The organism is Caballeronia sordidicola, from assembly GCF_000729995.1.
Lineage (GTDB): Bacteria > Pseudomonadota > Gammaproteobacteria > Burkholderiales > Burkholderiaceae > Caballeronia > Caballeronia sordidicola_A.
Window position 1 is genome coordinate 50,434 of sequence record NZ_JNFG01000032.1, and the last position, 19,471, is coordinate 69,904.

Here is a 19,471-nt window from a genome sequence, read left to right on the forward strand (position 1 = left end):
TCCTTTGCGATCTAGTCGACCCCCAGAATCAATCAACCGCATTGGACGGCGCTTCCCCCAACGGCAGGGCCGCCACGTCGGCCATGAGTCCCAGGCCGCAGACCCCAAACCGGTCGAGTAACGCCTGTACCCCGTCTGCCGGAACCGCGCGAGAAAAGAGAAAGCCTTGGGCCTCGATCGGTCCAAGCCGGGACAGCCATGCAACCTGCTCCTCGGTTTCGGTCCCTTCAACCACAACCGTCAATCCCAACGACCGAGCGAGATTGACAATGGCGGAGACCATCACGCAAACACTGCGGTCGTGCGGAATCGCCTGAACGAACGAGCGATCAACCTTGAGGGTATCGACGGCAAACCGGTTCAGATAAGACAGCGACGAATATCCGGTACCGAAATCATCCAGTGCGATCCTGACGCCAAGCCGCTTCAACGCAGAGATCTTTTCCGCGACGATATCCGGAAACTCCATCATCACGGTTTCAGTAATCTCGAGTTCGAGTTTCCCCGGCGCAATACCGTTTTCGCGAATAGCGGCCGCCACGGTCTCGAGCAAATCCCCGCGCCAGAACTGCACCGCTGAGATATTCACGGCGAGTGACAACCCGTCGTAGCCTTGACGCTGCCAGACGGCTAATTGCCGGCAAGCGGTATGAATCACGAAGTCGCCGATAGGCACGATCAGTCCCGTCGATTCCGCGACCGGAATGAACTCGTTAGCCGGAATCAGACCGTGCTGAGGATGATTCCATCGGGCGAGCGCTTCGAAACCCGTGATACATCGCCGGGTCAGGTCGATCTTCGGCTGATAAGCGAGGAACAGTTGATCCTGGGCCAGGGCGACCCGTAATTGCTGTTCCCATTTCATCAAATGATCGGCGCGATGTGACAACTGCGGCGAATAAAACTGATAGCAGTTCTTGCCCGCGTCCTTCGCGCTGTACATGGCGAGATCGGCCTTCTTCAGCAAGTCGATTTCGCTTTCGCTCGACACTGAATACAACGCAATGCCAATACTCGCGTGCAACACGAAGGCGCTGCCGCGCACGTCGAACGGCGTCGCGAACATATGCGAAACCGCTTCCGCCAGTTCAACTGCTTGCCGTTCGACGTCGACGCCCTTGACCACCACGACGAATTCATCGCCGCCAATACGTGACAGCATGCCGTTGTCGCTGACCGTTTCCGCCAGCCGCGACGCCGTCATTTGCAGCACGATGTCGCCGGCGTTATGGCCGAGGGTATCGTTGACGGTCTTGAAGTTGTCGAGATCGATGAAAAGCAGCGCGAGATGGCCGACGTTCTCCGGCTTGGCAACGTCGTGACGCAGCATTTGCAGCGTGGAATAGCGGTTTCGCAGACCGGTCAGTAAATCGTATTCAACCAGATGCGTCATCTCGCGCTCACGCCCGAGCAGCTTGCCGATCAGCCCGGTCGCGACCGCGAAAAAGCCAAGCATGGCGAGCGAGATGAAAGTCGCCATCAGCAGATAAACGCGCCGCGTGTGATTGAAGTCGGTGAATTCTTCTGCCTGCGACAGACCGACAAGCACACCGAGCGGATAGCCATCTATGTGCCGATACGAAACGATGCGCGTGACGTTGTCGATCGGATCGACATAGATGCCGGACGCATGCTCGGAAGTCGGGTACACGCCGCTTGCTGTGAACCCGCCGCGCGGATCGTTGCCGTCGACCTGTTTCATCGGGCGGCCATCCGGTGAGACGGACGCCGGGCCCGGACCAGGACCTACACCCGTGCTGCGCGCGAGTACCGAGCCGTTGTCCGAAATCACGGCAACCACGCCGTCGCGTCCGATCGACGCCACGTTGTAGAAGTCGCTTGTGAAGTAGCTGGGATCTTCGGACACCACCACGACGCCGGCAAACGACCCATCGGGATGATTCAGGCGGCGCGTGATCTGCAAGGTCCATTGGCGGGAAACGCGGCCGAGTACGGGCTTGCTGATGTAAAGCAGGTCGTCGTTGGAAAGCTGGTGAATCCGGAAATGTTCCCGATCGGAAAGATCGACTGGTTTTGCTATAGCGCCGGCTGTGGACCCGATCAGCATGCCGTGTTCATCGATCAAGGAAACCTGCACGAGCGTGTCGCTTTGCACCACGCCTTTTTCAACCGTGCTTGCGAGGTTGAACTGTCCAGGCGTCTTCTCGAACTCGTATTTGACGAAACGCGTGATCTGGTCGACCTGATGAATGGCCTTGATCGTGTGTTGCTCGAGCGCGGACGAGAGGATGGCCGCCGAGGCCATCGACGCATGCGTGGCGGCGTCGCGCTCCACCGACAGGCGCGCGAAGATCACCGTCCACAGCAGGACGAGCACGAGCGCGCCCAGCGCTGGAATGGCGAACAATGCGCGGCGCCGTCGCGGAAAATCCGCTTGTTTCATGTCGCGTGGCGCTTTGGGCCGTAATCGATTCATGGGTTTGGTCAGTCCATGGACCCTGTGACGGGTTGCGCCGATAGTGCGTCCGGAACAACACAAATGAGTGTCGGCATTGCAGTAATGCGTCCAATGCCGGTGAGGCGGGGTGTTATTGCCGATTTCCAATAAATCCGGGCCATCGTTCGAGTTTATTTTGCAGCCCCTCTTCGCAGACTGGGACCAGCGTGCGCGTTAAGCACGCTTGCATTTCGCTTACGATGGTTTTGGTATTACTGCTTTTAGAACTCCGTCCGGCGTTGGCCCGGGTTGACCGATAGCCGCTGGTTATCCAGTCTCCCCCGCGTGAGGCTGATTTCCATAATGGCGGCTGAGTCAGATAATACCAATGACAGCCGGCTTAGATATTACTGAAGGCCACCCATTTAAGGAAGCGCGGCGGCGAGGCGATGTATCGAGGTATACACGGATAGGCTGAAGCGCTTATCTGGAGGGGTTCCGGCCGGGGCGGCGCATGTTTCTGGAAAGTGAATTTAAGCGAGCGAAGTGCGGTATTTTGAATCCCGATGCCGGGCGGCATCGGGATTAAGAACAAGACTAAAATTCGTTGCAGCGATTTATGCTTCTTAAGCGTTTAAAGCAGCGCTTTCAGCTCACTTCGGCAATCAATTCGATTTCGACACACGCGCCCAGCGGAATCTGCGCTACGCCGAATGCCGAGCGTGCATGTTTGCCGGCCTCACCGAAAATATCGGCGATCAACTCGGACGCGCCGTTGGTCACCAGATGCTGCTCGGTGAACTCGAACGTGGAGTTGACAAGGCTCATCACCTTCACGATCCGCGTCACCCGGTTCAGGTCGCCGACGTGTGCGTGCAGCGTCGCGATCAGGTCGATGGCAATGGAGCGCGCGGCGGCACGGCCTTCCTCGGTCGTGAGCGTGGCGCCCAGTTTGCCCGCCCACACCTTGCCGTCTTTCTTCGCGATGTGGCCGGACAGATAAACCGTGTTGCCGCTTTGCGCGCTCATCACGTAGGCGGCGGCGGGGGCGCCGGCCGTCGGCAATTCAATGCCGAGTTCCTTCAGCTTGTCGTAGACATTCAGTTGGGCCATGGGGTATTCCCTAGAAATGGAAAGGATGAAGCGAGAGCGTGCCAGGGCGGTCGTCCCGCCGCGGCACGCTTGCAGTGCGACGAGATCAGACCAGCGCGCGGATCAGCGCGCCGAGCTTGGCGACACCTTCGTCGATTTTCGCCGGCGGCACGGTCACGAACGACAGGCGCAGCGTGTTGTGTTGCGCTTCATTCGCGAAGAACGGGCCGCCGGGCACGAACGCGACGTGCTGCTCGATTGCCTGCTCGAGCAGCTTCATTGTATCGATGTGTTTCGGTAGATTCACCCACACGAACATGCCGCCTTCCGGACGGTTCCACTCAACGCCCGCCGGCATGTGCTGTTCGAGCGACGCCAGCATGGCCGCGCATTGGTCGCGATACAGCGCGCGGATCTTCGGGATATGCGTTTCAAGAAAGCCATCTTTGACGACCTCGTGCACGATGCGTTGCGTGAGGCTCGGCGTATGCAGGTCGGTTGCCTGCTTCGCTTGCACCAGCTTGAAGTGCAACTCTTCGGGCGCAATGATGTAACCCACGCGCATGCCGGGCGACAGGACCTTCGAGAACGACCCCAGATGCACGATGTGATCGGGCGCCATCGACAGCATGGTTGGCAGGGGTGCGCCCGCGTAGTCGAGGGCGCCGTACGGATCGTCCTCGATCACCGGGAAGCCGGCGCGTTGCGCGAACGCGGCCAGTGCGGTGCGGCGCTCCAGCGACAGGCGACGGCCCGTCGGATTCTGGAAATTGGGCTGCGCGTACAGCAGGCGCGCACTAGCCGTCAGCGTGGCGTTGAGCGAGGACGGGATCAAGCCGTGTTCGTCGGTCGGGACTTGCACGTAGTTTGGCTCATACATGGAAAACGACTGCAGCGCGCCGAGATACGTGGGCGTTTCGACCAGCACGCGGCTGGCGGGGTCGATCAGCACTTTGCCGAGCAGGTCGAGCGCTTGTTGCGATCCTGTTGTGATCAGCACTTGAGATGGCCGGATCGACGCGCCGTTGACCGAGTAGCGATGCGCGACCCATTCGCGCAGCGGCAGATAGCCTTCGGTGGCGCTGTATTGCAGCGCGGCGGCGGGGCTGTCACGCAGGATGCGGTCGCACGCCACGCGCATTTCCTCGACAGGAAACGTAGCCGGCGACGGCAATCCACCCGCGAATGAAATGACCTCGGGCCGCTCGGTGACCTTCAGGATTTCGCGAATCGCCGAACTGGTGAGCTTTCTCGCACGTTCGGAAAGTTGCCACGGCTGGGCTTGAAGGTCGGCTTGATTCATGGGGTCCTCGGTTGGTCTCGGTGAGCGGTTTTAATGCGCATGCGGGTTGATAAAAATGCTGCACGGTGCTTCGAATAAGGTTTTGCGTACTGCAATTCAGCGCGACAGATGAACGGCGGCGGACGCTTATTATCGCGTGCCTGGTGTTCCGCTGGTCGGGGTCGTTTGTCAAACCCGTTTGTTAAACCCGTTTGTCAAACCCAGCAGCGGTAAGAAGCAAGCCGGATGGTCTATTGTTCGTCTTCCCGCGCTGTTTCGTCTTGCACAGGCTCGGCCGTGTCCTCTGGCGTGTCCACGTCATGCGCTGTGGTTGCGTCCTCGGTCTTCTTGCTCTTTGCGCGCTTGCGGGCGGGCTTTGCCGGCGCGACCTCTGCCTGTCTGACCGCTTCGATCGCTTCCGCCGATTCACCCAGCGTAACGACGGAACCGTCCGCCAACTCAAATTCGGCGACCAGTACCGGCGTGCCCGCCGTCACCTCGACCTGCATCAAGTGCGATACCCCGAGCCATGCCAGTTGCTCGGAGATCAGGTGCGCACGCGGATGGAACCCCGTGAGTGACTTCAGCGCAATACCCGTTTCCGGTAACGATTCGCTCGGATGCTGCGGCGTGTCCCACTGGATCAGCGATGGCAGGAGCCCGTCACCGGCACCTTGCCACGCTGGAAAAGCGCCATCGCCCGGGACGGTGAGACCCCATGCGTTCCCGCCGCGTGTCATGGCTACGACAGCCGGAATGCGCTCCGGATATTGCGCCTGCCAGCGCGTCAGCGACTTCGGCCGGTTCACCCCCACGACCCAGTGCACGAGTTGCGGGCCGGCTTCGAGACGCTTGCGCTGCGCCGGGTCGTCGAGTGCAAAGAGGCGAGGGCGCGGTGTTTCCGGTGTTTCGATTGGCTCCGCGTTCGGGTCGATCGCGATCACTTCGAGATACGCGCCGCCCCACAGGTTCAGCAGGCGGTTATGCGTGCGCATCAGCGGATGCGCGCCGCCTCCGGTCATCTCCACGCCAAGTTTCGCGGCGATAAAATCCGCGCCTTCCTCCAGCGTGCGGGCGGCGATAACGAGGTGGTCGAGTTGCAGCGGATGAGCGGTCATAGTGCGCGAGTAGCTTGAAAGAAAATTGCCCGGACAACGCCGGCTGAGCTCGTCAGCATACCCGTTCCGCCCGGCCGTGCCGCTGCGCCGGGTCTGCGTTAGCCATTCGGCCGGGTAACTGGCCAGACAATTAGCGCACCGCTCAACTCAACGAAAACCGCGCCGAAACCCTCTCCCCGGCAGAAAAAACGCATGAAACGCATACAAAAACCGCCAACTTTACCTATCGTCCCACTCTGAAATGTATCGGCAACGACCGTAACAGTAACGGTACAATCGATCCGATACTCTGCGGTACAGTCATCGAACGCATTCAATCCCGATGGAACCTGACATGTCAGTCCCGCTCGACCAGATCCCCGCGCCGCACGGCGCGCCGCAACTGACGCTCGTAGACCAGTTGGTCCAGTGGGGCCGGCGCCGGATTGACGAGCGGGTGTTCCGTCCGGGCATGCGCATGCCGTCCATCCGCAAACTGGCAGTGGACAAGGGCGTGTCGCGCTTTACAGTGGTCGAGGCATACGAACGGCTGGTGGCGCACGGTTATCTCGACTCGCGGCGCGGTTCAGGGTTTTTCGTGCGCGACCGGACCAGTTCCAACGACTCCCATGTCCACCCAACACTAGCCACTGAGCGCGCACCTGTACCCAGCACCATCGACGTGGTCTGGCTGCTGCGCAATATGCTGCACACGTCGAGTCCGGCGAAAGGACCGGGCATAGGCTATCTGCCGGCGAGCTGGCTGAACGGCGAATTGCTGACCAGCGCGTTGCGCTCCATGAGCCGGCAAAGCGGCGCACAAATGCTCGGCTTCGGCACGCCGCAAGGGTTCCTGCCGCTGCGCCAGCAAATCCAGACTCGGCTGGAGGAGCTGGAGATAGGCGCGTCGACGGAGCAAATCGTGATGGTGTCCGGCGTGACGCAAGCCATTGACCTGATCGCGCGGGTTTTCGTCAAACCGGGCGATACGGTGATCGTGGGAGACCCCGCGTGGTTCCAGATGTTCGGCCGCTTCGTGGCGCAGGGCGCGCGGCTTGTCGGCATGCCTTACACGCCGGATGGCCCCGATCTCGACGCGCTCGAAGCCATGGTCCAGACCTGGCGCCCGAAGATGCTCGTCATCAATTCCGTGCTGCAGAATCCCACCGGCACGTCGCTGACCGCGGCGCAGGCGTTTCGCATCTTGCAACTCGCGGAAACCTACGATTTCATCGTTGTGGAAGACGATATCTACGGCGATCTTTGCCCGACCAATTTTCCCGCGACACGGCTTGCAAGCCTTGACCAGCTGAAGCGAGTGATTTTCCTCAACAGCTATTCGAAGACGCTCGCGCCGAACTTGCGCGTGGGTTACGTCGCCGCGGCGCCTGAAGTGGCGAACGCTATCGCCGATCAGAAAATGCTGGTCGGCATGACGAGCCCCGAACTCAACGAGCGCGTGCTGTACAAAGTGCTGACTGAGGGCCACTACCGGCGTCATGTCGAACGACTGCGTGCAAAACTGGACGGAGTGCGGGAGAAAACCGTCCGCATGTTCGAAAAAGTCGGCTACAAACCATATCTGGTGCCATCGGCGGGCATGTTTTTATGGGCCGATACCGGCGTGGACTCCGAAGGGCTCGCCGCCGCAGGGCACGAAGCCGGTTTTTTGCTGACGCCCGGCAGCTTGTTTTCGCCACATCAACTGCCCAGCACGTGGATGCGCTTCAACATCGCCAATTGCGGTGATCCGGGCCTGCCCGCCATGCTCTCCGCTTACTCGGATCGCGTCGGGTAGCGCTATCGGAGCACGCTCGAGTGCAATCACAACCAGCGATGCACCCCTTGAAATTATCGCGGGCGACCTCATGTTCCGCAGAATTCGCGCGATGCATTCCGGCTGCATCGTGACCGCTCTAAAAATCCGTCAACATTAGACACAACCAGAGGAACCGACCATGGCACAAGAAACCATGAGCTTTCAGGCAGAAGTAAAACAACTTCTGCATCTGATGATCCATTCGCTCTACAGCAACAAGGAAATTTTCCTGCGTGAGCTGATTTCGAATGCATCGGACGCGGCGGACAAGCTGCGTTTTGAAGCTATCGAAAATAGTGCGCTGTACGAGAACGATCCAGATCTGCGCATCCGCATCTCGTACGACAAAGCGGCGCGCACCGTGACTATCGACGACAACGGCATTGGCATGAGCCGCGACGAAGCGATCTCGCATCTCGGCACGATCGCGCGCTCGGGCACGAAGGAATTCTTCTCGAAACTCTCCGGCGATCAGCAGAAAGACGCAGCGTTGATCGGCCAGTTCGGCGTGGGCTTTTACTCGGGTTTCATCGTCGCCGACAAGATCACGGTTGAAACGCGCCGTGCCGGTTTGCCGGCAAGCGAAGGCGTGCGCTGGGAAAGCGCGGGCGAAGGCGATTTCGTTGTCGAACAGATCGAGCGCGCGCAACGCGGTTCGAGCATCACGCTGCATCTGCGTCCGGAAGAAGACGAATTCCTCTCCACGCACAAGCTGAAGTCGATCATCCAGAAGTATTCGGATCACGTCGCATTGCCCATCCTGATGAAGAAGGAAGAGTGGGACGCGGAGAAGTCCGAGATGGTCACGAAGGATGAAGACGAGACGGTGAACCAGGCCAGCGCGCTCTGGACGCGTCCGAAAAGCGATATCACCGACGAGCAATACAAGCAGTTCTATCAGCATCTTTCCCACGATCACGACGATCCGCTCACGTGGACCCACAACCGCGTGGAAGGGCGTAGCGAATACACGCAGTTGCTGTATGTGCCGAAACACGCGCCGTTCGATATGTGGAACCGCGATCATAAAGGCGGGTTGAAGCTGTATGTGAAGCGCGTGTTCATCATGGACGACGCTGAACAACTCGTGCCGGCGTATTTGCGTTTCGTGAAGGGCGTGGTCGATTCGGCTGATTTGCCGCTGAATGTATCGCGTGAAATCCTGCAGGAAAGCCGCGATGTGAAGGCCATCCGCGAAGGCGTGACGAAGCGCGTTTTGTCGATGCTGGAAGAAGTGGCATCGTCGTCGGCTGAGGCGACGGACGAAGCCGAGAAAGCCAAGTACACCACTTTCTGGAAAGAGTTCGGCCAGGTGTTCAAGGAAGGCATCGGCGAGGATTACGGCAATCGCGAACGGATTGCGAAGCTTGTGCGTTTTGCATCGACGCAATCGGATTCGTCGTCGGAGCAGACCGTGGCGCTTGCCGACTACGTGTCGCGCATGAAGCCCGAGCAAACGAAGATCTACTACGTGACCGCCGATACATGGCAGGCCGCGAAGAACAGCCCGCACCTCGAAGTGTTCCGCAAGAAGGGCGTGGAAGTGCTGTTGCTGACGGATCGTGTCGATGAATGGATGCTCTCGTTCCTCAACGAGTTCGACGGCAAGCCGCTGCAAAGCGTGGCGCGTGGCGACCTGGATCTCGGTGCGTTGAATGACGAAGAGAAACAGGCGCAAGAGAAGGTCGGCGAAGAGTTGAAGCCGCTGGTGGAAAGCATGAAGGCTGCGCTGGAAGGGAAGGCCAAGGATGTGCGCCTGACGTTCCGCCTGACGGATTCGCCTTCTTGTCTGGTTGCCGATGACGGCGACATGAGCGGTTACTTGCAGCGCATGCTGAAGCAAGCAGGTCAGGCAGCGCCGCAGATGCAGCCGATTCTGGAAGTGAATCCGGAGCATCCGCTGGTCAAGCAGCTTCACGCCGATGACGCGAATTTCGGCGACTGGTGTCACCTGCTCTTCGATCAGGCGATGCTGGCCGAAGGTGGATCGCTGGAAGATCCGGCAAGTTTTGTGAAGCGGACGAACGCGTTGTTGCTGGCGCGCTGATTTCACAGCGGTATAAGAATGTCCAAGCGCCCTTCGGGGCGCTTTTTTTTGTACGTGACGCGTCCGTGCCGCGTGTGCCTGAAGTGCAAACGTAAATCAAAGGCTTGACCCAAAAGTCAGCCCTACGGCGCCGGATCTGATCCGTGCGAGCACGCTTGATGCCACGCCCAGCCTGAGGATCGAAAAAAGTTGAAACGCCATTTCGTCATTTCGGATTAGTCGCGTATTTCATTACGTTGAACGTCGACACAATGCGGATGTTTCGGACATTGCCTATTCAGGCAATGTCCTGAAGCAAACTGCTCGTGGAGCAGCGGATTCCTAATCAAAATATCGCATCCACGGACTAATCCGAAAAGGTCTTAAAAATATGTCTACAAACGTTCTGGCTTCAAACGCACCCGCAACGCCCAACATGCTCGGCCTGATCGATCACACGTTCAGCAACTATGTGGATTTCGGCTATGGAGCGACTTTGCACGATAGCTCGCCCGGAATCGTCTTCACGACCGTCATTGGCAACACGTATAGTCTCTACGACAACGGCACGCTGATTGGCACGATGGTTGCCACGAACTCCAATAGTACGAACTGGACCGTTCCTTCGACTCTGCAAATCGGTGCGCATGTGCTTACGGTGACGGCGACTGATGCGGCGGGCAACACAAGCGCACCATCGGGTATCGACTTCACGCTTGCTGCTCCGTTGCCTGCAACGCCGGTCATTGTTGGCATGATCGATCATTCGCTCAACGTGGTCGAACTCACTTCTACTTTGCACGACAGCACGCCCGAGATTTGCTTCTGGTCCGTCCCTGGCAACACGTATAGTTTCTACGACAACGGCGCATTGATCGGCACAATGGTTGCCACGAAAACGTCTACGAACTGGACCGTGCCTGCTTTGAAAAACGGTGCGCATGCGCTTACGGTCACGGCGACGGATGCGGCGGGCCACACCAGCGCGCCAGCGGAAATGGCCTTCACGGTCGCTGTGCCGTTGCCCGCCACGCCCGAAACACTCGGCCTGATCGATCACTCGTTCAGCAACTACGTGGATTTCGGTTATGGCGCGACTTTGCACGACAGCACGCCAGCGTTTGCCTTCAGGGCGGTTCCCGGCACCACGTATAGCCTGTACGACAACGGCGCGCTGATCGGCACGATGGTTGCCACGAAAGCGGTTACGGCCTGGACTGTGCCTGTGGCCCTGAAAAATGGTGCGCACGTGCTTACGGTGACGGCGGCGGATGCGGCGGGCAACACCAGCGCAGCAGCGAGCATTGACTTCAAAGTCGCTGTTTCGTTGCCTGCTGCGCCCAATACACTCGGCCTGATCGATCATTCGATCAGCAACTATGCGGATTTCGGTTATGGGGCGACTTTGCACGACAGCACACCCGCGTTCGTCTTCTCGTCCGTTGCTGGTAACACGTATAGCTTGTACGACAACGGCGCGCTGATTGGCACGATGGTCGCCACGAAAGCGGTTACGGCCTGGACCGTGCCCGAGGCTCTGCAAAATGGAGCGCATGTGCTTACAGTGATGGCGTCAGATGCGGCGGGCAACACTAGCGCAGCGGCGGGTATTGACTTCACGGTCGCTGTTTCGAGCCAGTCGGCTAGCGACGCCAGTACGCATTTCGCTGTCGGATTGAATGATGCGTTCGTTGCTACCGGCGACCATCAGACTGCCGACTTGAGCTTCGATCCTGCTGCGTACTTCAAACAGTCGACGGCGCATATTGCGGGCGGCGACACCGGTGTACATACGCTGCACCTCACGGGCAGTCATGAGGTCCTGGATCTGACCTCTTTGACCGGCAAGACGGCCACCGCCAAGATTTCGGGTGTGGAAGTTATTGATCTCGGCGGACACTCCAATTCGCTGAACCTGTCGCTCCTCGATGTGCTGAATCTCGGTCAAACCAACTTGTTCCAGAACGACGGTAACAAGCAAATGGTCGTAAATGGTTCCAACGGCGATACGGTCGACTTGTTACATGCGAAGGTTGCGGGCATTGCCGATACCGATTGGCAAACGCATGGCACCGCTGCCGTGGGCGGCGTGACGTACAACGTGTACGAACATGCTGGCGCGCATACCGAATTGCTGATTCAGCAAAGCGTGCAGGTTGTTGTGCATTAAGACTATTCGACCGTCGCTTGTTGACTAGGCTTGCGCCGAGTCGAATGGAATAAAAAGCCGTTCCGGGAATGATCCCGGAACGGCTTTTTTACTTCGCTTTTCGTTCCTTGTTCGACTGCGCTACCACCGAGGCCGCGAGCGTCTTGGTTTCTTTCGAATATTTGTTGCTTTCCAGTACTTGAGCGGCCTTGTGTTCCATTTGCGCGCCCGTCTGATTCAGCGTGTGACTTTGCGATAACGCCGACGCAGCGAGGCTCTTGGCAATCGCCGACGCCTTCGGATCATGCAACGTATGCGACGCCAGCGTGGCGACGACCTTCGACGTTTGTTTCGTATTGACCGACATGCGTTTCCTCTCATGCTTTATAGATGGCCCGCAACAAAATTGCCGCGAGCACCGATCATTTTTCGACCGGTTCACCAGTCTCCCGTGAGCGGCCGCCGACATCTATACGAATCCTCCTATATACGTGTCTGGTTTTATAATCTCGCGCATGCCGAAAAACCTCTCCACGACACAATGGCGCGACCGTCCGCTTCCCACTTTCACCGCCGATCAGAAGGACTGGCTCACGCGCGGCGGTTCGCTGACCGCTCATTTGCGTGAACTGGGCGATGTCACCGTCGATGTCACCCGCGAGACGGTCGGGCAGCCGTGGCGGGATGAAGCCGCCGCGCTGGACATCACGCCGCGCACGCCGGTATGGATCCGCGAAGTCGTGTTGCATGTGAACCGCGTGCCGTTCGTCGCGGCGCACAGCGTGGTGCCGCTCTATGCCAGTTCGGGCGTGTGGCAAGCCATGCGTCGATTAAGGACGCGCCCGCTTGCAGAATTGCTTTATAGCGATAGCAGCGTGTGGCGCTCGCCGCTCACGAGCAGAAGGATCGATGCACGCGATCCGCTCTATAAGCTCGCCGCGAGACAAACGCCTCGCGAAAGACCGCACGCGTTCGTTGCCCGCCGTTCGGTATTCTTGCGACTCGACGCGCCGTTGATGGTCACCGAATGCTTCTTGCCGGCGCTTTGGTCTTTCCTCGAGCATTGTGAAAAATGCTGAAAGGCTTTCCCCCCATCGCCGATGACAACACGCACACGCTGATACTCGGCAGTTTCCCGGGTGTCGCGTCGCTCGATGCCGCGCAGTATTACGCGCATCCGCGCAACCAGTTCTGGCGGCTGGTGGGTACGGTGATCGACGAGCCTTTAAGCGAGCTTCCCTACGATGAACGCGTGCTGAAGTTACTCACACACGGCATCGGCCTATGGGACGTACTCGCAGCCTGCGAGCGCGAAGGCAGCCTGGACACCGCGATCCGCCACGCCAATCCCAACGATTTCGCCTCATTCCGCCTGCATGCGCCGCGACTGAAAAAGCTCTGCTTCAACGGCAAAACTTCAGGGCGTTTCGAGCCCGTGATCCGCGCGGCAGGCTATGAAACCCTGGTCCTGCCGTCGTCGAGTCCGGCGAATGCTATCCTCTCGTTCGATCAAAAATTGCGCATCTGGCGCGACATCCTTAAATGACCCAATTAATCAAACGTGCGTCGGCGGAAGCTCGCGCGTTCGGCAGCAAGCGCCAAGACAAACTCGACAAGCAAGAGAAAAAGCACGGCAAGCGCTCGAAGCGCGAGCGCGACGAGGATCTCGATGACGCGCCACGCATCGATGTCCCCCGCAAACCGCGCTTCGCGCCCGTGACGTTCTCTGAAGAGGACGGTGTGCGTTTCCTGCATTTCGGCACCGAATGGGTGCAGGGCGCAATGCGCCTGAAGAAGCCGAATCACATCGAGCTTGAATACGCCCAGCAGATGATGGCGTGGCTGTTGTTCATCGAAACGCCGAAGCGCATCGTGCAACTCGGACTGGGTTCTGCCGCGCTGACGAAGTTCGCGCATGCGTTCCTGAAGCGCGCGAAGGTGGAAGCGGTCGAGTTGAACCCGTCCGTCGTGATTGCGGCGCGCACGATGTTCGAGCTGCCGAACGATGACGCGCGCCTCACCGTGCATGAGCAGGACGCCTACGACTTCGTCAATGACAGTGCGAATCACGGCACCATCGGCGCATTGCAGATCGATGTATATGACGCCACCGCGCGCGGCCCCGTGCTCGACAGCACCTCGTTTTATCGCGCGTGCCGCGCTTGCCTGACGGCGCCGGCGGGCGTGGTGACGGTGAACCTGTTCGGCGATCATCCGAGCTTCGTGCGCAACATGAAGCGCCTGAACGAAGCATTCGATGGCCGCGTGATCGCGCTGCCCGAAGTTCACGACGGTAATCGCATCGCCATCGCGTTTGCCGGTCCGGAAATCGATGTGCCGTACGCGCAACTTGAAAAGCGCGCGAAGCTGATCGAGAAAGAATTGAAGCTGCCGGCTCGTCAATGGGTCAAGGGGCTGGCGATCAGCGCAGGCGGGGACGACGCAACCAGCTTTTCTATCTGATCGCTAAGGCATCAAGCTAAAGCACTCAAGACGAGATCCGGCGACGAACCCGCTGCCTGAATAGACAAAGCGAAGCCGAAGCGCAGCCGAAGAAACCAGGACCTTACATCTGGCTATCTTCTGTCATTACGGTTCGGGTTCGCCCTGCTTGACCCGCTTTTCTGCGTCCATATACTCCACGTGTTATTTCGGGGCGCTATATAAGACTGAGGCTTTGCCGCGAGACCGGCTCAAAGCCTTGGTCTAGCAACATATTTCAAAAGAAAGAGGAGAGCGTCATGGCTCAAGAGGCGGTGACCGCCAGTGGTCAAGTTCGCAACAAACGGTGGCTCTGGCTGCTGGTTCTTCCGTGGATCGGCGTGGTCTGGGTGCCGTTCTACAACAAGATCGAGCCCGTGCTCATGGGCTTTCCGTTTTTCTACTGGTACCAGTTGCTCTGGGTGTTGATCAGCGCGGTGATTACGGCCGTGGTCTATGTCAAGACCAAGCCCATCCACGATGTTCCCAAGCTCACACCCGGGAGCCCGCGATGATGAATTCCACCGCAACCTTCGTCTTCGTCCTGTTTTTTATCGGCGTGACGATCCTTGGCTTCGTGGCCGCTCACTGGCGCAAGGCCGATCTCGGACAACTCGATGAATGGGGTCTCGGCGGCCGTCGCTTCGGCACGATCGTCACGTGGTTCCTGCTCGGCGGTGACCTTTATACGGCGTACACGTTCGTCGCAGTTCCCGCGCTCGTGTTCGGCGCAGGGGCGACCGGTTTCTTCGCGTTGCCGTACACCATCCTGATCTATCCGTTCGCGTTCGTGGTGTTCCCGAAGCTCTGGGCGATCTCGAAGAAATTCGGCTACGTCACCGCTGCCGACTTTGTGCACGCTCGCTACAACAGCCGCATGCTGGCGTTGGCTATTGCCGTGACGGGGATCATTGCGACGATGCCGTACATCGCGTTGCAGCTTGTCGGTATTGAAGTGGTGATCGGCGCGCTTGGTTTCGATACGACCGGGTTCATCGGCGACCTGCCGCTGATCATCGCGTTCGCGATTCTCGCGGCCTACACGTACACCTCAGGCCTGCGCGCGCCGGCCATGATCGCGGTCGTGAAGGACGTGCTGATCTACATCACGATCATCGCCGCCATGATCATCATCCCGGCACAGCTCGGCGGTTTCGGCGCGATCTTCGCTCACGTCGATCCGGCGAAAATCCTGCTGAAGGCACCGGACGCATCGAGCCTGAACGGCTACAGCGCGTATGCCACATTAGCGGTCGGGTCGGCGCTTGCGCTGTTCCTGTATCCGCACTCGGTGACGGCGGTGTTGTCGTCGAAGTCGGGCAACACGATCCGCCGCAACATGGCGCTGCTGCCGGCGTATTCGCTGGTGCTCGGCTTGCTCGCGTTGCTGGGCTACATGGCGCTGGCATCGGGCGTGAAGGACATGCCGGAATTCGCTCCGTACTTCAAGGCGTACGGTTCGAATTTCGCCGTCCCGGCATTGTTCCTGCACTTCTTCCCGTCGTGGTTCGTGGGCGTGGCGTTTGCAGCCATCGGGATTGGCGCGCTGGTTCCGGCGGCCATCATGTCGATTGCAGCCGCCAACCTGTACACGCGCAACGTGCATAAAGAGTTCGTGAACAAGAGCATGACGCCGGAGCAGGAAACCAACGTCGCGAAGCTGGTGTCGCTGCTGGTGAAGGTCGGCGCGGTTGTGTTTATTCTTGCATTGCCGCTGACCTACGCGATCCAGCTGCAACTGCTTGGCGGGATCTGGATTATCCAGACGCTGCCGGCGCTGGTGCTCGGTCTGTACACACGGGTTCTCGATCACCGTGGCTTGCTGATCGGCTGGGCTGCCGGCATTGCGACGGGAACGTGGATGGCGATATCGCTGAAACTGGCTGGCTCGATCTTCACGATCCATCTGTTCGGCTATGCGATTCCCGGCTACGCCGCGGTATGGGCGCTGGTCGTGAACCTGGTGGTATCGATCGTGGTGAGTATTCTGGTGCGCGTGATCGGTCTACAGCGTTCGCATGACCATACGAGCCCCGAGGATTATCTCGACGTCGCGGAAACCTGATCGGAAAGGGGAAAAACGGACTGATCTAACCCGTCCTGACCCGAAAGCTGGTAAAACGCCCGTAACGGATGTTGCGGGCGTTTTGTATTTCGGCGCCCGGTTTCATCAGCGTTTTACCCGTCTTCTTGTCCGTCAACTTAACGGAACCGCATGTCCTCGACCGATACGACCAGGCCCCACCGAAGCCAGGCACGGCGCTTACTGCATGTGCTGGGTTCGCCGTATTTTCGTTATCGCTACGCCAAATACCTGCATGCGGCACGTGTGGCGCTGGCGCTGCTTGCGTCGATTGCACTGACCTCGGGTATCGATATTCCGCATGGCGAGTGGTCGTCGGTGACCTTGCTGGTGGTGATCGGCGGCTTGCAACATCACGGCAATATCCGCAAGAAAGCCGCGGAGCGCGCGGTCGGCACATTGCTGGGCGCGTCGCTCGGGCTTGGGCTGATCCTGCTGCAATCGGCTACGCATTCGACCATGATCACGTACGTGCTGCTGGCAGTGATTGCCGGCGTCTGTGCGTATCACGCCATCGGCAAGCCAGGGTATATCGCGTTGCTGACGGCCATTACGACGATCATCGTCGCGGGACATGGCGACCTGTCCATCGAAGTCGGCCTGTGGCGCACCTTGACGGTGCTGATCGGGATTGTGATCGCGCTCGCGTTTTCGTTCGTGCTGCCGCAATACGCCACCTATTCATGGCGCTACCGGCTTGCCGACAACATGCGCGAGAGCGCGCGGATTTACAGCGCGATCGTGGAAGGGCGGCCAATACCCGCCGACACCCTGACCAAACGCTTCCTCACGATGAACGCGCGGCTGGTGACATCGCGTTCATTGCTGGCGTCGGTGGCAAAAGAGATCGACGTGCCCGCCGCGGTGCTCGACGACATCCAGCGCCAGCACCGGGCAATTCTCAGCGCGCTCGAAATGATGGCGACGTCCATGCCGGCCGATGGGCTATGCCTTGCCACCAGCGCTCACACGAACGAGCGGGCGATCAGGCACACGTTGCTGCTAATTGCCCGCGCGTTGCGATTTGGGCGGGTAGGCTTGCTGCACGCCGCGACCGGGTCTGCTGCAGCGGCCGCGCGACTGGAACAGACGGTGAACGTCGCGGCGGACCTCGCACCTGAACTGCAGGGTCCGTACTGGCTCGCGCAACGGCTGGCGGAACAGGTCGATAGACTGCGTTTGCGGCTGATCGAGATCGAGCGGCAATGGAACATAGAGGGCGCGCAGCCGTTTCATCGATGAGCGGGTGAACTGTCCGCCCGACGGTTCGCTATCCTTCGAGATCATCCACCACGGACACCATCCACGGGATGCCGAATCGATCGGACACCATCCCGAACCCACTCGTCCAGAAGGTCCGCTGCCACGCCATCCGGACGTCGCCGCCGTTGCAGAGTGCCGCGAACATCTTATGGCCGGATTCGACGTCGTCGGCGGCTATCGAAATACTGAAGCCCGAGAAAACCTGTGGCGCGGCGTTCACGCCATCGGACGCCATGATCAGGCTTTGCCCTATCCTGAACGTCGCGTGCATGACCTTGTCCAGCCACTCCGGCGCGGCGTTCACGCCTTCAGGTGAATCCTTGAAATGCAGGACGGACAACGTTTCCGCGCCGAGCGCTGTTTGGTAGAACGCAAGCGCTTCTTCGGTGCGGCCGTTGAAGAACAAATAGGGTTCGAGACGCATTGGCAACTCCTGGTGAGTCGGGCAGCTTCGCCGCCCGTGCCAAAAGTCTAGCCCACGCGCGAGCGCTAAAAACGCACCGCACAGCCTTGATCCGCATAAAAAAAGGCGTCGGCGCAATAGCGCCGACGCCCGTTTTCAGACGCGAAATACAGGTGCTGAAAACGCGAAATTATTTCAGCGCTTCGATCAGTTTTTCGAGCTTGACTGCATCGGCGGCGAATGCGCGGATACCTTCTGCGAGCTTTTCGGTTGCCATTGCGTCGTCGTTAACGAGGAAGCGGAAGCTCGATTCATCGATTGCGATCTTGCTCACCTGATCGTTTGCAACTGCTTCCGGCGACAGCTTGCGTTCGACCTTGTCATTGCTATCGGCGAGTTGCTTCAGCAGATCTGGGCTGATGGTGAGCAGGTCGCAGCCGGCTAGTTCAGTGATCTGGCTGATCGTGCGGAAGCTAGCGCCCATCACTTCGGTCTTGTAGCCGAACTTCTTGTAGTACGCGTAGATCTTGCGTACCGATTGCACGCCCGGATCGTTCGCGCCACCCATCTTGACCGCGTCCCAATCCGCGCCGGCCGACTTCTTGTACCAGTCGTAGATGCGGCCGACGAATGGCGAGATCAGTTGCGCGCCGGCGTCTGCTGCGGCCGCGGCTTGCGCGGTCGAGAATAGCAGCGTCATGTTGCAGTGGATGCCGTCCTTCTGTAGCACTTCCATTGCGCGGATGCCTTCCCACGTCGACGCCAGCTTGATCAGGATGCGCTTGCGGTCAATGCCCGAGTCTTCGTACAGCTTGATGAGCTCGTGGCCCTTTGCGATCGACCCCTTGATGTCGAACGACAGGCGGGCATCGACTTCCGTTGACACGCGGCCCGGGACAATCTTCAGGATTTCCTTGCCGAAAGCAATCAGCAACTGGTCGATGATCTGGGGCATCGGCTTGCTGGCGTGGTCCTTGACGGTCTTCTCGAGCAGCGGCTTGTAAGAGTCATTCTGGACGGCCTTGAGGATCAGCGACGGGTTTGTGGTCGCGTCTTGCGGCTTGAACTCGCCGAGTTGCTGGAAGTTGCCGGTGTCTGCGACAACGGTGGTGTATTGCTTGAGTTGGTCGAGAGCGGAGGTCATGTCTGGTCTTCGGCGCGTTATGCCGTTGTCAAAGATGCGGAGTGCCCGCGGGTGAAAGGATTTTGCGATGCCGCTGATGCTGGTGTGCTGCGCCAAAGCTTCTGGCGAGCGGCTCGCCCAAGATTGCCATTCAAGGTTCCATTCTATTCCTGCCGCGCCATTTGGCGCAGACAACAGCATGGTTCAGCCGTGCTTCCTGCGTTCGGCCGCTGAATTGCCGCGATGAATACGATG

The 19,471-nt window shown here is 59.2% G+C and carries 14 protein-coding genes and 2 pseudogenes; 9 read left to right on the plus strand and 7 right to left on the minus strand.

Translation table 11 applies throughout. The features are described 5' to 3' along the window. Window positions 1–28 precede the first annotated feature (28 nt). From FH08_RS0126670 to FH08_RS0126685, 4 genes and pseudogenes are all read right to left on the minus strand, one after another. Complete coding sequence (locus FH08_RS0126670; protein WP_075583382.1) at window positions 29–2,437, minus strand: EAL domain-containing protein; 2,409 nt, start codon at window positions 2,435–2,437, stop codon at window positions 29–31. Between the two features lie 609 nt (window positions 2,438–3,046). After that, window positions 3,047–3,511 carry a RidA family protein gene (locus FH08_RS0126675; protein WP_031361289.1) on the minus strand — a complete coding sequence of 155 codons (465 nt, stop codon included), beginning with the start codon at window positions 3,509–3,511 and terminating at the stop codon, window positions 3,047–3,049. An 85-nt stretch (window positions 3,512–3,596) separates the two neighbouring features. After that, window positions 3,597–4,793: a PLP-dependent aminotransferase family protein gene (locus tag FH08_RS0126680; protein ID WP_031361290.1), complete on the minus strand. Its 1,197-nt coding sequence runs from the start codon at window positions 4,791–4,793 to the stop codon at window positions 3,597–3,599. Window positions 4,794–5,218: 425 nt separating this feature from the next. Next, a pseudogene (locus FH08_RS0126685) lies at window positions 5,219–5,890 on the minus strand (VOC family protein); the annotation flags it as partial. A gap of 334 nt (window positions 5,891–6,224) precedes the next feature. Between FH08_RS0126685 and FH08_RS0126690 the strand changes: the two are divergent. The 3 genes from FH08_RS0126690 to FH08_RS0126700 all read left to right on the plus strand — a co-directional run bounded on the left by FH08_RS0126690 (window position 6,225) and on the right by FH08_RS0126700 (window position 11,884). Beyond that, window positions 6,225–7,667 (plus strand): PLP-dependent aminotransferase family protein, encoded by a 1,443-nt coding sequence (locus FH08_RS0126690; protein ID WP_031361292.1) that lies wholly within the window; start codon window positions 6,225–6,227, stop codon window positions 7,665–7,667. Window positions 7,668–7,827: 160 nt separating this feature from the next. Further along, complete coding sequence (htpG, locus tag FH08_RS0126695; protein WP_031361293.1) at window positions 7,828–9,735, plus strand: molecular chaperone HtpG; 1,908 nt, start codon at window positions 7,828–7,830, stop codon at window positions 9,733–9,735. 370 nt (window positions 9,736–10,105) lie between these two features. Continuing rightward, a complete protein-coding gene (locus FH08_RS0126700) occupies window positions 10,106–11,884 on the plus strand; it encodes an Ig-like domain-containing protein (protein ID WP_152602929.1) in 1,779 nt (592 codons plus the stop codon). 88 nt (window positions 11,885–11,972) lie between these two features. Here the strand turns inward: FH08_RS0126700 and FH08_RS0126705 are convergent, their stop codons facing one another. Then, on the minus strand, window positions 11,973–12,230 hold the full coding sequence (locus FH08_RS0126705; protein ID WP_031361295.1) for a hypothetical protein: 258 nt from the start codon (window positions 12,228–12,230) through the stop codon (window positions 11,973–11,975). Between the two features lie 148 nt (window positions 12,231–12,378). Between FH08_RS0126705 and FH08_RS0126710 the strand changes: the two are divergent. The 6 genes and pseudogenes from FH08_RS0126710 to FH08_RS0126735 form a co-directional block, all read left to right on the plus strand. Further along, window positions 12,379–12,921 (plus strand): annotated as a pseudogene (locus FH08_RS0126710) (chorismate--pyruvate lyase family protein); the annotation flags it as partial. A 14-nt stretch (window positions 12,922–12,935) separates the two neighbouring features. Then, window positions 12,936–13,409, plus strand: a complete 474-nt coding sequence (locus FH08_RS0126715; RefSeq protein ID WP_031361297.1) for a DNA-deoxyinosine glycosylase — start codon at window positions 12,936–12,938, stop codon at window positions 13,407–13,409. Next, a complete protein-coding gene (locus tag FH08_RS0126720; protein WP_031361298.1) occupies window positions 13,406–14,326 on the plus strand; it encodes a spermidine synthase in 921 nt (306 codons plus the stop codon). The genes FH08_RS0126715 and FH08_RS0126720 overlap by 4 nt, the downstream gene beginning before the upstream one ends. Before the next feature lie 278 nt (window positions 14,327–14,604). Continuing rightward, entirely contained in the window at window positions 14,605–14,859 is a 255-nt protein-coding gene (locus tag FH08_RS0126725; RefSeq protein ID WP_051888568.1) for a DUF3311 domain-containing protein, read from the plus strand. Then, window positions 14,859–16,409, plus strand: coding sequence for a monocarboxylate uptake permease MctP (gene mctP / locus FH08_RS0126730; protein ID WP_031361300.1), 1,551 nt, complete (start codon window positions 14,859–14,861; stop codon window positions 16,407–16,409). The genes FH08_RS0126725 and mctP overlap by 1 nt, the downstream gene beginning before the upstream one ends. Window positions 16,410–16,559: 150 nt before the next feature. Further along, on the plus strand, window positions 16,560–17,669 hold the full coding sequence (locus tag FH08_RS0126735; RefSeq protein WP_031361301.1) for an FUSC family protein: 1,110 nt from the start codon (window positions 16,560–16,562) through the stop codon (window positions 17,667–17,669). A gap of 28 nt (window positions 17,670–17,697) precedes the next feature. On the opposite strand, the gene FH08_RS0126740 is transcribed toward FH08_RS0126735, so the two are convergent. Together FH08_RS0126740 and tal are read right to left on the minus strand one after the other, a co-directional pair. Beyond that, complete coding sequence (locus FH08_RS0126740; RefSeq protein ID WP_031361302.1) at window positions 17,698–18,114, minus strand: VOC family protein; 417 nt, start codon at window positions 18,112–18,114, stop codon at window positions 17,698–17,700. A gap of 169 nt (window positions 18,115–18,283) precedes the next feature. Continuing rightward, complete coding sequence (gene tal / locus FH08_RS0126745; RefSeq protein ID WP_031361303.1) at window positions 18,284–19,237, minus strand: transaldolase; 954 nt, start codon at window positions 19,235–19,237, stop codon at window positions 18,284–18,286. Window positions 19,238–19,471 lie beyond the last annotated feature (234 nt).